The 12834-nt window shown below is 69.7% G+C and carries 14 protein-coding genes, 1 tRNA gene and 1 pseudogene; 8 read left to right on the top strand and 8 right to left on the bottom strand.

Translation table 11 applies throughout. The annotated features are described in order from the left end of the window. The first annotated feature begins 51 nt into the window (after nt 1-51). The 4 genes and pseudogenes from OG390_RS19320 to OG390_RS19305 all read left to right on the top strand — a co-directional run bounded on the left by OG390_RS19320 (nt 52) and on the right by OG390_RS19305 (nt 1971). Nucleotides 52-660 (top strand): lytic polysaccharide monooxygenase, encoded by a 609-nt coding sequence (locus OG390_RS19320; protein WP_406169538.1) that lies wholly within the window; start codon nt 52-54, stop codon nt 658-660. Nucleotides 661-795: 135 nt separating this feature from the next. Then, complete coding sequence (locus tag OG390_RS19315) at nt 796-1266, top strand: DUF3592 domain-containing protein (protein ID WP_406169537.1); 471 nt, start codon at nt 796-798, stop codon at nt 1264-1266. 70 nt (nt 1267-1336) lie between these two features. Next, nucleotides 1337-1753, top strand: a pseudogene (locus OG390_RS19310) (AMP-binding protein); the annotation flags it as partial. 29 nt (nt 1754-1782) lie between these two features. Then, on the top strand, nt 1783-1971 hold the full coding sequence (locus tag OG390_RS19305) for a hypothetical protein (protein WP_406169535.1): 189 nt from the start codon (nt 1783-1785) through the stop codon (nt 1969-1971). A gap of 238 nt (nt 1972-2209) precedes the next feature. Here OG390_RS19305 and OG390_RS19300 read toward each other — a convergent pair. The 6 genes from OG390_RS19300 to ehuB form a co-directional block, all read right to left on the bottom strand. Beyond that, nucleotides 2210-2283: transfer RNA gene (locus OG390_RS19300), tRNA-Lys, on the bottom strand. A gap of 108 nt (nt 2284-2391) precedes the next feature. Further along, nucleotides 2392-3150: an IclR family transcriptional regulator gene (locus OG390_RS19295; RefSeq protein WP_406169533.1), complete on the bottom strand. Its 759-nt coding sequence runs from the start codon at nt 3148-3150 to the stop codon at nt 2392-2394. A gap of 316 nt (nt 3151-3466) precedes the next feature. Beyond that, the gene (ehuA, locus tag OG390_RS19290) at nt 3467-4297 is read right to left on the bottom strand and encodes an ectoine/hydroxyectoine ABC transporter ATP-binding protein EhuA (RefSeq protein WP_406169531.1); all 831 of its coding nucleotides are present in this window, start codon (nt 4295-4297) and stop codon (nt 3467-3469) included. Beyond that, nucleotides 4287-4931, bottom strand: a complete 645-nt coding sequence (gene ehuD, locus OG390_RS19285) for an ectoine/hydroxyectoine ABC transporter permease subunit EhuD (RefSeq protein WP_406169530.1) — start codon at nt 4929-4931, stop codon at nt 4287-4289. The genes ehuA and ehuD overlap by 11 nt, the downstream gene beginning before the upstream one ends. Then, on the bottom strand, nt 4928-5671 hold the full coding sequence (gene ehuC, locus OG390_RS19280; protein ID WP_406169528.1) for an ectoine/hydroxyectoine ABC transporter permease subunit EhuC: 744 nt from the start codon (nt 5669-5671) through the stop codon (nt 4928-4930). Before ehuC ends, ehuD begins: the two co-directional genes overlap by 4 nt. Before the next feature lie 15 nt (nt 5672-5686). Then, entirely contained in the window at nt 5687-6589 is a 903-nt protein-coding gene (ehuB, locus tag OG390_RS19275; protein ID WP_406169527.1) for an ectoine/hydroxyectoine ABC transporter substrate-binding protein EhuB, read from the bottom strand. Nucleotides 6590-6763: 174 nt separating this feature from the next. On the opposite strand from ehuB, the gene OG390_RS19270 reads away from it, so the two are divergent. Next, nucleotides 6764-7264, top strand: a complete 501-nt coding sequence (locus OG390_RS19270; RefSeq protein ID WP_406169525.1) for a DUF3830 family protein — start codon at nt 6764-6766, stop codon at nt 7262-7264. 15 nt (nt 7265-7279) lie between these two features. Here OG390_RS19270 and OG390_RS19265 read toward each other — a convergent pair whose 3' ends face one another. Together OG390_RS19265 and OG390_RS19260 are read right to left on the bottom strand one after the other, a co-directional pair. Continuing rightward, on the bottom strand, nt 7280-8683 hold the full coding sequence (locus tag OG390_RS19265; RefSeq protein WP_406169523.1) for an amidase: 1404 nt from the start codon (nt 8681-8683) through the stop codon (nt 7280-7282). A gap of 19 nt (nt 8684-8702) precedes the next feature. Continuing rightward, nucleotides 8703-9644 (bottom strand): D-2-hydroxyacid dehydrogenase, encoded by a 942-nt coding sequence (locus OG390_RS19260; protein ID WP_406169521.1) that lies wholly within the window; start codon nt 9642-9644, stop codon nt 8703-8705. A gap of 256 nt (nt 9645-9900) precedes the next feature. Here OG390_RS19260 and OG390_RS19255 point away from each other — a divergent pair, with 256 nt between their 5' ends. The 3 genes from OG390_RS19255 to OG390_RS19245 all read left to right on the top strand — a co-directional run bounded on the left by OG390_RS19255 (nt 9901) and on the right by OG390_RS19245 (nt 12768). Continuing rightward, nucleotides 9901-10698, top strand: coding sequence for a decarboxylase (locus OG390_RS19255; RefSeq protein ID WP_406169519.1), 798 nt, complete (start codon nt 9901-9903; stop codon nt 10696-10698). Beyond that, nucleotides 10695-11426 (top strand): decarboxylase, encoded by a 732-nt coding sequence (locus tag OG390_RS19250; RefSeq protein ID WP_406169518.1) that lies wholly within the window; start codon nt 10695-10697, stop codon nt 11424-11426. The genes OG390_RS19255 and OG390_RS19250 overlap by 4 nt, the downstream gene beginning before the upstream one ends. 247 nt (nt 11427-11673) lie before the next feature. After that, on the top strand, nt 11674-12768 hold the full coding sequence (locus tag OG390_RS19245) for an LLM class flavin-dependent oxidoreductase (protein ID WP_406169516.1): 1095 nt from the start codon (nt 11674-11676) through the stop codon (nt 12766-12768). Nucleotides 12769-12834: the final 66 nt, after the last annotated feature.

Raw genomic sequence — 12834 nt, 5'->3', positions numbered from 1 at the left:
TCGCGCGCACAGCTCACGAGAACTTCCCCCACGTCCTCCAGGAGCGGCAGCATGCGCAGAGCCAAGTTCTACGCGGCCGCGCTCGGCCTCGTCACCGCGGGCACCTTCGTGCTCTCGACCGGCGGTGCCAGCGCCCACGGCTACACCGACCAGCCCCTCAGCCGGCAGAAGATGTGCGCCGCCAACGGCGGCACCGTCGCCAACTGCGGTGACATCCAGTGGGAGCCCCAGAGCGTCGAGGGCCCGAAGGGCTTCCCCGCGGCCGGTCCCGCCGACGGCCGGATCTGTTCCGCCAACCACACCAACTTCAGCCGGCTCGACCAGCCCAAGACCCCCGCGGGCACGGCCTGGCCGACGACCAAGGTCACCAGCGGTCAGAGCTACAGCTTCCGCTGGCAGTTCACGGCCGTGCACGCCACGACCGACTTCAAGTACTTCATCACCAAGACCGGCTGGAACCAGAACCACGCGCTGACCCGCGCGGACCTGGAGACCACCCCGTTCCTGACGGTCCCCTACAACGGACAGCGCCCCCCGTCCACGTTCTCGCACACCGGCTCGCTGCCGACCGGCAAGAGCGGGCACCACATCATCCTCGGCGTGTGGACGATCGCGGACACCGCGAACGCCTTCTACTCGTGCGCGGACGTCACGTTCTGACGGCGCCCGATTTCTGAGGATCTCTTGAGGCGCGGCCGCGCTACCCGCGGGTATGTTTCCTGCACGCCGACATGACCATGACGGCGTGCAGGGAGCTGCAGCGAACGCGCGCGTGCGCGAACACGGGGGAATGTCATGGACGTCTTCTTCTACGCCATACCCGGACTGATCATGGCCGTGGTGCTCCTCGCGGCGGCCAAAGTGGTCCGCCGCTGGCTGGAGCTCAGGAGTGCCTGGAGCAGCGGACTGACCGCCGAGGCGCGCTGCCTGCGCTCGTACACGACGACCAGCGGCGGCGGTGGCGACACCTCCGTGACCACGACCCTGCACCACGTCTACGAGTTCATGACGCGCGAGGGCCGTACGGTCCGCTTCGAGGAGGCTAACGGCCCCTCGACCGTCGTCGAGGGCGACATCGTCACCGTGCACTACGCGGCCGAGCGCCCCGAGAAGGCCACGGCCCAGGCGCCCAGCCCGGTCAAGGCGGCCGCCGGCACGATCGGCATGCTGGTGTTCTTGGGCGTGATCGTCGCCTTCTGCGTCGGCTTCATGGTCACGTACCACCACATGTCGGCGGAGAGCGACGGGTTCTTCGGCGGGATGTAGACCCTACGGAGGGCATGGATGCTGTTGTGCCCCTCCTCATCTGATGGTGCGTCAATTATGGTGCGCCCCCATGGGGCCCATGAGGCGTACCGTCGCGGAGCTCGTGCGGGAACGATGGGGCGACCACCGCCCGGGGCTGTGGTTCGAGGGGCGGGTCCTGAGTCACCACCGGGTGGCGGCGGGCGCGGCGGCTCGGGCGGCGCTGCTCGCCGATCTGCTACCGCCCGGCGCCGAACCGCATCTCGGGGTGCTGCTCGACAACACCCCCGAGTATCCGCTGTGGTTGAGCGCGGCCGCCCTCGCCGGAGCCGCTGTCGCCGGGATCAATCCGACCCGGCGCGGCCCCGAACTGGCCCGCGACGTCCTGCACACCGAGTGCCGCGTCCTGATCACCGAGCGGGCCCGTCTGCCCCTGCTGGACGGCCTCGAACTCCCCGGCGTACGCGTGCTGGTGACCGACACCGACGCGTACGCCGACCTCCTCGCCTCCTAGAGAACCTCGGCTTCGGGCTCGGCATGATCGCGGTGTCGGCGACCCTCGAATCGTTCTCGGCGCTCACCGTCGTGCCCTGGTCCCACGGGGTCGCCATCGTGGTCGCGGGGGTCTACCTGCTCAGGTTGTACGCCGTCCGAGGAGCCGGCGCGGAGGGGGCGAGTGGTGCGTACGGCGATCGTCGGGACGGCGCCCAGGTTTCCGGGAGCTGACTCGCCCTCCCCGACCGGTGGCCCGTGCTGTGGCGCGAACCCGTTATCGACTGGGCGACCGCAGACGAGCGGGCCGGAGACCGGACTACGCCATCCGGCTCGGCACCGCCCTGCGGACACGCGGTCCGCCCCCGCTTCCGCTGCGCCTGCTGTACACGACCCCGACGGTGCGCGCCCTGTCGGACGTACTGGGACATGCGTGAAGGCCCCCCACTGCTGTGGAGGGCCTTCACCAAGGTGCGCCGCCAGGGACTCGAACCCCGGACCCGCTGATTAAGAGTCAGCTGCTCTAACCAACTGAGCTAGCGGCGCATGACTCCCGCCTCCCGCTCTCGCGGTCGGCGACAAAAGAAATACTACCTGGTCCGCAGGGGTGCTTCTGACCACCCGGCCGCGCGCTGGATCATCGGGTCGGGCGGCCTAGATCGCCAGCGACAGCAGGACCGGCGTCGCCCCCCGGTTCAGCGCCTCCGCGGCCTGCCGGAGCCGGTGGGCGTGCTCGACCGGCAGGGACAGGGCGAGGCAGCCGACGGAGGAGCCCGCCGTGATGGGGACGGCGGCGCAGACCGTGCCGACCGCGTACTCCTGGAGGTCGAGCACCGGCACTGTGGGCGGCTGGGCCTCCAGACGGGACAGCAGGAGCCGCTCGCTGGTGATGGTGCGCGAGGTGAGGCGGGCCATCTTGTGGCGGGCCAGGTGGTCGCGCCGGCCGTTGTGGTCGAGCTGGCCGAGCAGGCTCTTGCCGACCGCGCTGGCGTGGGCGGAGGAGCGGAAGTCGACCCACTCGTTGACCGCGGGGGTCGAGGGGCTCGTGGCGCACTGGGTGACGTGCACCTCGCCGTCGATGTAGCGGCTGATGTAGATCGCGGCGCCGACCGAGTCGCGCAGCCGGTCGATGGTCTGCTGGAGCTTCTCGCGCAGCGCCTGGTCGCGGCCGTGGGCGGAACCGAGCCGGCTCAGGGCGGCACCGGCGACGTACGCGCCGTCGGCGATCTGCTCGACATACCCCTCCCGGCGCAGCATCCGCAGCAGTGCGGTCAGCCGCTCGGTGCCGAGACGGGTCTGGCGGGCGAGTTCGGCGTCGGTGACACCGGTCGAGTGCCGCGACACCCTCTCCAGGACGCGGAGTGCGTCCTGGGCCGAGTGGTACGGCGCGGTCGGCTCGTGCATCAGCGCCACGGTTTCCCCCTGCGCTTTTATGGCGGGCCCGGCTGGAAAACGATGCAGCCCGAACAGCTGGGCTTTCTCCACGATAGCCGCCAAAGCGTCTGCTGCGGGCTCCTGTTGACGAGATTGATGGCGCGGTTCACCCCCTTCAACAGGGAGGCCGCACGCTGGCATATGTCAAGGTCATGGCACATTGGGCATGCCCCAATTGCCGGACCTCGCACCTTGCCGCGTGTGCTCCCTCTTCGCTCCGTATCCACTCCCCGTAACCGGAGAAGCACTGATCGGGCAATCGCCGATCGGAGAATCACCGATCCGAGAGTCACTGTCAGAGAACCGCGCTGAGAAACTCCCGGGTCCGCTCGTGCTTCGGATCACCGAAGATCTTCTCCGGCGCGCCGGACTCGATGACCCGGCCGGAGTCGAACATCATGACCCGGTCCGAGATGTCCCGGGCGAAGTTCATCTCGTGGGTCACGCAGAGCATCGTGATGTCGGTGCTGTGCGCGATGTCGCGGAGGACGTCGAGGACGCCCGCCACCAGTTCCGGGTCGAGCGCGGACGTCACCTCGTCCAGCAGCAGGATCTCCGGCCGCATCGCCAGCGCACGGGCGATCGCGACCCGCTGCTGCTGCCCTCCGGACAGCTGGGTCGGATGTGCGGTGATCTTCTCCCGGAGACCCACCAGGTCGAGCAGCTCCTTGGCGCGCTCCTCCGCCTCGGCGCGATCGATGCCGAGCACGTTGACCGGTGCCTCGGTGATGTTCTGCAGCACGTTCATGTTCGGGAACAGATTGAACTGCTGGAAGACCATCCCGATCTTCTTGCGGATCCGACGCTGGTGCTTCTCGCTCGCGGGCTTGAGGCTGCCGTCCGGCCCGGCCATGTGGGAGAGCGGCTGGCCGCCCACCATGATCAGTCCCTCGCTGATCCGCTCCAGCGTCATCAGCAGGCGCAGGATGGTGGTCTTGCCGGAGCCGCTGGGGCCGATCAGGGTCACGTGCTGCCCGCGCTGGACCGTGAAGTTCAGGTGGTCGAGGACGACATGGTCGCCATAGCGCTTGACCACCTCGTCGAACTGCACCAGGTGGCCGGGAGCGGCGTCGCTCTTCGGCGCGACGCCCTCGGGGTCGGTCTTCTGCAGAGGGTCAGTGGCCAAGGCGCTTCTCCAGCTTTCTCATCAGAAGCGAGGTCGGGTAGCTCGCCAGCAGGAAGATCAGGCCCGCGAGGGTGAACGTCTCGGCGTACGCGAAGTGGAACGCCCCGTACTCCCGGGCCTCGGCGACCATCTCGCTGACCGTGATGACGGCCAGGAACGGGGTCTCCTTGAACATGGCGATCGCGTAATTGCCCAGTGCGGGCAGCACGTTGCGCACCGCCTGCGGCAGGATCACGGCCTGCCACGTCCGCCGCGGTGACATGGACAGCGCCCGGCAGGCCTCCCACTGGCCCTTCGGTACGGCGTCGATGCCTGCCCGGTACACCTCGGAGAGGTACGAGGCGTAGTGGATGCCGAGCACCGCGATGCCGATGGTCAGCGGCTCGACCGTGTTGAAGATCGCGTAGGCGCCCACCAGCTGTACCAGCAGGGGCGTGGACCGGATGAACTCGGTGACCGCCCGCACCGGGATGGTCACCAGCCGGGTCGGCGCCCGTCCGGCCATGGCGACGACCAGCCCGAGGACGGCGGCCACCAGTGACCCCAGCACGGTCGCCAGCAGCGTCGTCTTGAAGCCGTCCCACAGCAGCGGCAGCGATTCGCTGACGGCGTCCCAGTCCCACTGGTAGTTCACAGCGCACCTCCCGCGATCTCGGACTTCTTCACGGCCTCGGCGCTACGGGAACGCAGCAGGCTGCGGGCACCGGGGCGCTGGCCGAGGCGCGTCTTGGCGTGCCGCTCCAGCGCGTTCATCAGCAGGGTCAGGGCGTAGGCCAGGACGAAGTACATGACCAGCAGGGTCAGGTAGGCCGCCGTCGTCTCGCCGGTGCGGGTCCGCATCTGCTCGACCACCGTCGTCAGGTCGGCGGCGGAGATCAGCCACAGCAGCGGGGTCGCCTTCAGCAGCTGGATCAGCAGGTTGGTGAACGGCGGGATCATCTGCACCCAGGCCTGCGGCAGGATCACCCGGCGCATGCGCTGAAGCGGTGTCATGTTGAGCGCGACGGCCGCTTCCCACTGCGCCTTCGGTACGGCGTTCAGTGCGCCGCGCACCACCTCGGAGCCGTACGCGCCGTAGTTGATGCCGAACGCGACCACGCCGCAGAACAGCGGCGACAGCTCGTACCCGAACACCAGCGGGAAGGCGTAGTAGAGCCAGAACAACTGGACGTACAGCGAGGTGCCGCGGAAGAACTCCACGATCACCCGTGACACCCCCCGCACGAGCACGGGCCTGCTGTTCGCCATGAAGCCGAAGACGAAGGACAGGGCGAGGGCGACGACCGAGCCGAAGACCGTCGCCTCGATCGTCACCCACAGTCCCGACCACACGTCCGGCAGATGGTCGAAGAAATAGGAGTAGAAGTCACCCATGGGCAGGTGTCCCCGTCAGCCCTTGCACAGGTCGGCGGTCTTCAGACTCGCCGGCGGAATCGTGTCCTTGCCGAAGCCGTACTGCTGGATGAGCTGCACGTAGCGGTCCGGGTCCGAGGTGATCTTCTTCAGCTGCACGTTGAAGGCGTCCCGCAACTCCTCGCTGCCCTTGCGGAAGACGGCACCGCCCGGGCTGTACTGCTTCACGCCGTTCAGCTCCGGCACGAACGAATCGGTGACCTCGACACCGCTGTTGTTCTTGGCGAGCCAGTTCAGCGAGATGCCGGTCAGCAGGAAGGCGTCGATCCGGCCACCCTGTACCGCGTCCGCGCCGTCCTGCGGCTTCTGCAGAGTCTTGATCTTGCCGTCGGAGATTCCGGCACCCGTGGCGTAGCTCTTCTCGACCGCACCCGACATCACGCCGATCGTGACCCCGGCCTTCTTCGCCGACGCCAGGTCGGTCAGGTTCTTCGGGTTGCCCTTCTTCACCATCATCGCCGTGGGCGAGATGAACTCGGGCTCCGAGAACAGCGCCTTCTCGCAGCGGTCCGGGATGATGGCCATGCCGGCGCTGATCACGTCGTACTTGCCGGCCTGCAGACCGGGGATCAGGCCGTCCCACTCGGAGAAGGTCGGACGCAGCTCGTCGACCCCCAGGGCCTTGAAGATCTCCCGGTGCAGGGTCGGGGCCTCGCCCTTGAGCTTTCCGTCCTCCTCGTAGCCGTAAGGGGCCTCGTTCGCGTACGCGACCTTCACGTAGCCCTGCTTCTTGAGCTGCTCCAGCTTTCCGCCCTCGCTGTCGCTGCCGTTCTCCGTCTTGCTGCAGGCGGCGAGGAGACCGGGGACGGTGAGCAGCCCTCCGACAGCCGCAGTTCTGGTGAGGAAACCCCTGCGGGACAGGTTCGGGAACTCGGTCATGGACGTACAACCTCCAGGAGACCTCGGTATGTGTAGCCAGTCAGAGCCCCTGCCCGAGCGCTGAGAGCTATGCCAGAAGATCGACGGATGTGATGCAACGGTGTCCGGAAGGAGACCTTTCTGTTTCCTGGGAGGCGAGGCATGAGAGGCCATTTCACCGGGGAGGGTGGGGGCATGGCCGATCGCTATCTCGAAGTCTCCCTTGTCAAGCGAGGGGTCCGGTGCACCGCGAAACTGCTCGACGACCGGGCCCCGCTCACCTGCGCGGCGGTGTGGGAGGCGCTCCCCCTCGGCGGCGACGTGTACCACGCCAAGTACGCGCGAAACGAGATCTACGCTCTCTTCCCGGCATTCGCGGACTCGGAGCCACCCCTGGAGAACCCGACCGTCACGCCCATCCCCGGAGACCTCTGCTACTTCTCCTTCTCCGGTATGGAACTGGGGACCCACGCATACGGCTACGAGCCGGGCTCCGGGGTCCGCGCGGGCACGACGGTCGTGGACCTGGCCCTTTTCTACGAACGCAACAACCTGCTCCTCAACGGCGACGTGGGCTGGGTGCCGGGCATCGTCTGGGGGCAGGTGGTGGAGGGTCTTGAGGAGATGGCCGAAGCGTGCAACGACCTGTGGCGCGCCGGCGCGCAGGGCGAGACGCTCAACTTCCGAAGGGCCTAGGCCTGTCCGGGCGGATCAGGCGGGCTGAGGGGGAGCCACCCCGGCGGCCCCCGCCTCGTACAGGGTGTGCGCCGTCCGCAGGACGAGGTCGTCCCGATGCCGGGCGGCCACGATCTGCAGGCCCACCGGGAGGCCGTCCGCGTCCACCCCGACGGGGACCGTCGCGGCGGGCTGCTGCGTCATGTTGAAGGGGTACGTGAACGGGGTCCAACCCGTCCATCGACGCTGCCCGGAGCCCGTGGGGACCTCGGCGCCCGCCTCGAAGGCCGTCAGCGGCAGGGTGGGCGTCACCAGGACGTCGTGCGACGCGTGGAAGCGCCCCATCCGCCGCCCGAGCTCCATGCGCACGTCCACCGCGGCGAGATAGTCCAGCGCGCCGAAGCGGGCGCCGAGGCCGCAGATCTCGCGGAGGCCGGGGTCGAGCAACTCCCGCTGGTGGGGACCGAAGCGCTGGGTCACACGGGCCGCTCCGCTGAACCAGAGCGTGTGGAAGGCGTCCACCGGGTCGGTGAAGTCGGGGTCGGCCTCGGTGACGTACGCGCCGAGGCCCGCGAGCCGCTCCACCGCCCGCCGAACCGTCGCCGCGACGGCGGGACGGACCGCGACCTGCCCGCCCAGCGAGGGCGAATAGGCGACCCGCAGCCCCCGCACCCCGCCCTCCAGCGCGTCCACGAAGGATCCGCCGGCCGGCCCCAATGCCGACCAGTCCCGCGCATCGGGCCCGCTGATCACGTCCAGCAGCAGCGCGGCGTCGGCGGCGTCCCGGGCCATCGGCCCCACATGCGAGAGCGTCCCGAAGGCGCTCGCGGGATACAGCGGCACTCGCCCGTACGTCGGCTTCAGCCCGAAGATCCCGCAGAAGGCGGCCGGGATACGGACACTGCCGCCGCCGTCCGTGCCGAGCGACAGCGGGCCCGCGCCCAGTGCCACGGCCGCCGCGCTGCCGCCGCTGGAGCCGCCCGCCGTGCGCGAGACGTCGTACGGATTGCGCGTCACCCCCGACAGCGGCGAGTCCGTGACCCCCTTCCAGCCGAACTCGGGCGTCGTCGTCTTGCCGAGGAAGACCGCGCCGTGCTCGCGCAGCCGGGCCACGGACGGCGCGTCCTCGTCCCAGCGCCCGTGCGGATCAACGGTCCGGGAGCCGCGCAGGGTCGGTGCGCCGCGCATGAGCAGGATGTCCTTGACGGTGACCGGGACGCCGTCCAGCAGGCCCACGGGCTCCCCGCGCCGCCAGCGCTCCGCCGACTCCCCGGCTCGGGTGAGGGCCTCGTCCGCGTCGAGGCGTACGAAGGCATTCACGGCGGGCTGGACGCGATCGGCACGTTCCAGGGTCGCGCGTGTCGCGTCCACGGGGCTGAATTCGCCCTTGCGGTAGCCATCGACGAGTTGTACGGCGGTCAGCTCGGTGAGTTCCGACATCGGCCCCTCCAAAGGGAGATCACTGTCCCGGCACGTAACCACGTTTCTTGTCGACGACGTTCGGCAGCGGCTTTCCCGCCGCCCAGCGCTCGTACAACTCCACGAACTGCGTACCCAGTTCGTCCCGCCAGCCGGCTGTGTCCCCGCTCATGTGCGGTGACACGATCAGTCCGGGCACCTGCCACAACGGGCTGTCGGGGCCGAGCGGTTCGTGCGCGAAGACATCGAGGGCCGCACCCGCGATCCACCGCTTCGACAGTGCCTCGGCCAGCGCCTCCTCGACGACGAGCTGCCCGCGTCCGACGTTGATGAAGCGCGCCGACGGTTGCATCACCCCGAAGCGCCGCGCGTCGAACATGCCGCGCGTGGCCTCGGTGAGCGGTGCCGCGCACACCACCCAGTCGGCGCGTGCCATCAGCCGGTCCAGCTCCTCCGGGCCGTGCACACCGCGGTGCGCGGCGCGCCCCACCAGCGCCGTCGTGACGTCAAGTGCTTTGAGCGTCCCGACGATCGCCCGCCCGATCGGCCCGGAGCCGATCACGCACGCACGGGTCCCCGCCACCCGCTGCGACTCGCGGTGCCGCCACTCCCGCTGCCGCTGCAGGTCCCAGGTCCGCGGCAGATCCTTCGCCATGGCCAGCACCAGCGCGGCGACGTACTCCGCGATCGGCTGGTCGAAGACTCCGCGCGCGTTGGTCACCACCGTGTCGGACGCGGCGAGCTCGGGGCACATCAGATGGTCCACGCCTGCGCTCGCCGTGTGCACCCAGCGCGGCCGCGGGCCCTCCCCGGGCCAGGCACGGCGTACGGCGTGCGAGGTGAAGTCCCAGACCAGCAGGACGTCCGCGTACGGCAGCCGTTCGGCCAGCGTGGACTCGTCGGCGTGCTCGATCCGCACCCGACCGGTGAGCCTGCCGAGGCGGGGGAGGGGGTCGGCGTCGAGGACGAGGAGCGTGGTCATCGGGGGGCAACCGTTTCGCAGGGCGGGTCCGCTTTTCCGGGGCGGCGCGGACCGCGCGGGCGGAGAGGGTTCAGGTCCGCTTTCAAGGGTTTTCCAGAGAATGAAGGGTATCTGGGTAGATGTGAGAGGAAAGGTGTGCGCGAACCGTCTGAGATGCGCGGATTGACCACGCTCGCACCCGAACCTACCTTCGTCAACACGGGCCCGCGTACGGTCCGTTGCCCACCCGTTTCTGTTCGTGAGGCCGGTGCCTGCCATGGATGTCTCCTTTCTGGGTGGCCCCCGCCCGCAGCGCGGCATCGGCGTCGTCGCCCCCTTCGACTTCGCCCTCGACCGGGAGCTGTGGCGCTGGGTGCCGGACGACGTCTCCCTGCACCTCACCCGCACCCCGTTCGTGCCGGTCGAGGTCAGCCTGGACCTGGCCCGCCTGGTCTCCGAACACGAGACACTCGGCGACGCGGTGCGTGCCCTGAACGCGGTCGCGCCCGAGGTCGTCGCGTACGCCTGCACCTCCGGCAGCTTCGTGGGAGGCGTGGCCGGGGAGCGCGCGATGTGCGAGGCGATGGCGCGGGCGGGCGGGGTTTCCTCGGTCACCACGTCCGGCGCTCTCCTGTGCGCGCTGGAGGAGCTGGGCGCCCGCCGGATCGCGCTGGTGACCCCGTACACGGTCTCGGTGACCCAGTCCCTGGAGGAGTACGTGGCCGAGGCGGGCATCGCGGTGACGGGCCGTGCCTACATGGGCCTGACCAGGCACATCTGGAAGGTCCCGTACCGCGATGTGGTGGAAATGGCCCACCGGGCGGTACGGGGTGGGGTGGACGCCCTGTTCATCAGCTGCACCAACCTTCCGACGTACGACGTCATCCCCCAGTTGGAGGCTGAACTGCGCATCCCGGTTCTCTCGGCCAACCAGGTGACGATGTGGGCGGCGCTGCGTCAGCTGGGTACCCGGGCCGTGGGTCCCTATCAGGCTCTGCTCGACGAGTCCGCTCGTCGGGGGCCCGCACTGCCGGAAGGGCCGGTACTGCCGGAAGAACAGGAAGGTTGGGCATGACCGCACTCGGATTCCTCTACCCAGGTCACTCGGGCGAGGACGACTACCCGCGCATGGAGCAGTTGCTCGGCAGCGATATCCGGCTTCCCCTCGTCCACACGGACATCGGCGAGGACGCGCACCGGGTGGACGCGCTCCTCGAGATGGGCTCGGCGGCACGGCTCGCGGCGGGCGTGGAGGAACTGCGCCTGTCCGGTGCCGAAGCGATCGTGTGGGCCTGCACCAGCGGCAGCTTCGTGTACGGCTGGCAGGGAGCCCATGAGCAGATCCGCGCCCTTGCCCGGACCGCAGGGCTGCCTGCCTCCTCCACGTCCTTCGCCTTCGCGCACGCGGTGGCGGAGATCGGTGCCCGGCGGGTCGCGGTCGCGGCGACCTATCCGGAGGATGTGGCCGCGCTCTTCGCCGCGTTCCTGAAGGACGCGGGGGTGGAGGTGGTCGCCGTGCGCGGAGCCGGTGTCATCACCGCCGCGGAGGTCGCCACCTGGGGGGTCGAGCAGGTCCTCGCCCTCGCCCGCGAGGCCGACCATCCCGACGCGGACGCGATCCTCCTCCCCGACACGGCCCTCCATACGGCATCCCACATCACGGCCCTGGAGGCCGCTCTCGGCAAGCCGGTCCTCACCGCGAACCAGGTCACCGTCTGGGAGGGCCTGCGCCTGGCGGACCGCCGCGTGAACGCCCCCGAGCTGGGCACGCTGTTCACGAGGGAGCCGATCGTGCAGGTGTGAGGGGATTTTCGCCCCCGCCGCCCCTACCCGTTCCCGTACCTGGGGGCTCCGCCCCCAGCCCCCCTCGGTTGTCCCTCGGCCGCGGGTGGGTGGGGGCTGGTCGCGCAGTTCCCCGCGGCCCCAAAAGGGGCGCGGGGAACCGGAGACCGAACAAACCCCCAGTCCCGCGCCCGCGCGGGAATAACCGGAGACCGCCTCCTGTTTGTACCCGGCGGACAGCATCGCGCACGTATCAGGAGGCACCCCGGTGGACGAGACGGACGAGATCCGAGGCACGGCGACGGGCACCGCCCCCGTACCCCTGTCGGTCCTGGACCTGGTCACCGTAGGAGCGGGCCGTACCGCGACCGACGCCCTGGGTACCAGCGTCAAGCTCTCCCGCCTCGCGGAGTCCCGCGGCTTCCACCGCTACTGGGTCGCCGAACACCACTCGATGCCGGGCGTGGCATCGTCCTCGCCCGCGGTGATCCTGGCCCACCTGGCCGCCCACACGACGCGCATCCGTCTCGGCTCGGGCGGCGTCATGCTCCCGAACCACGCCCCCCTGGTCATCGCGGAGCAGTTCGGCACACTGGAGGCGATGGCCCCGGGCCGTGTCGACCTGGGCCTCGGCCGGGCCCCCGGCACGGACGGCGCGACCGCGGCGGCCCTCCGCCGCACGGACCTCCTCAACGAAGGCGCCGACGACTTCCCCCAGCAACTCGCCGAGCTCACCCGCTTCCTGGACGACGACTTCCCCGCCGGCCACCCCTACGCCCGCATCCACGCGGTCCCCGGCCCCGTCCAGTCGACGTCCCCCGGCGGCGTGCAGTCTCCGCATCGTCCTCCGATCTGGCTCCTTGGCTCCTCCGGCTTCAGTGCCCGCCTCGCCGGAGTCCTGGGTCTGCCCTTCGCCTTCGCCCACCACTTCTCGGCCCAGAACACGATCCCGGCGCTGGACCTCTACCGCGAGTCCTTCCAGCCGTCAGCGGTCCTGTCCTCCCCCTACGCCCTCATCGGCGTCGCCGCCCTCGCCACGGACGACGAGAAGGAGGCCCGCCGTCAGGTCCTGGCCGCCGCCCTGAACATGGTCCGCCTGCGCACCGGCCGTCCGGGTCTGGTCCCGACGCCCGAGGAGGCGGAGGCGTACGAATTCAGCCCCATGGAGCGGGAGTTCATCACCAGCTGGAACGCCAACGTCATTCACGGCACCGCCGACGAGGTCCGCTCCGGCCTCGACGACCTGCAAAAGCGCACAGGCGCCGACGAGTTGATGATCACGGGCAACGCCCACAGCGGCGACCTACGCCTGCGCTCGTACGAACTCATCGCGGACGCGTACGGGTTGCCGAAGCCTCAGTAGCCCGAGGCTCGAGCGTGTCTCAGGCCTGAGCGTGTCTCAGGCCTGAGGGGGGTTCGATGCCCGAGC

Source organism: Streptomyces sp. NBC_00996, assembly GCF_045162675.1.
Classification (GTDB): domain Bacteria; phylum Actinomycetota; class Actinomycetes; order Streptomycetales; family Streptomycetaceae; genus Streptomyces.
Note: the sequence above shows the minus strand (reverse complement) of the source record. Positions and strands in the feature narration are given on the sequence as shown.

Coding starts and splice junctions, on each gene's coding strand:
- OG390_RS19320 (WP_406169538.1), top strand. CDS start 52: ATGCGCAGAGCCAAGTTCTACGCGGCCGCGCTCGGCCTCGTCACCGCG.
- OG390_RS19315 (WP_406169537.1), top strand. CDS start 796: ATGGACGTCTTCTTCTACGCCATACCCGGACTGATCATGGCCGTGGTG.
- OG390_RS19305 (WP_406169535.1), top strand. CDS start 1,783: ATGATCGCGGTGTCGGCGACCCTCGAATCGTTCTCGGCGCTCACCGTC.
- ehuC (WP_406169528.1), bottom strand. CDS start 5,671: ATGGGTGACTTCTACTCCTATTTCTTCGACCATCTGCCGGACGTGTGG.
- ehuB (WP_406169527.1), bottom strand. CDS start 6,589: ATGACCGAGTTCCCGAACCTGTCCCGCAGGGGTTTCCTCACCAGAACT.
- OG390_RS19270 (WP_406169525.1), top strand. CDS start 6,764: ATGGCCGATCGCTATCTCGAAGTCTCCCTTGTCAAGCGAGGGGTCCGG.
- OG390_RS19265 (WP_406169523.1), bottom strand. CDS start 8,683: ATGTCGGAACTCACCGAGCTGACCGCCGTACAACTCGTCGATGGCTAC.
- OG390_RS19260 (WP_406169521.1), bottom strand. CDS start 9,644: ATGACCACGCTCCTCGTCCTCGACGCCGACCCCCTCCCCCGCCTCGGC.
- OG390_RS19255 (WP_406169519.1), top strand. CDS start 9,901: ATGGATGTCTCCTTTCTGGGTGGCCCCCGCCCGCAGCGCGGCATCGGC.
- OG390_RS19250 (WP_406169518.1), top strand. CDS start 10,695: ATGACCGCACTCGGATTCCTCTACCCAGGTCACTCGGGCGAGGACGAC.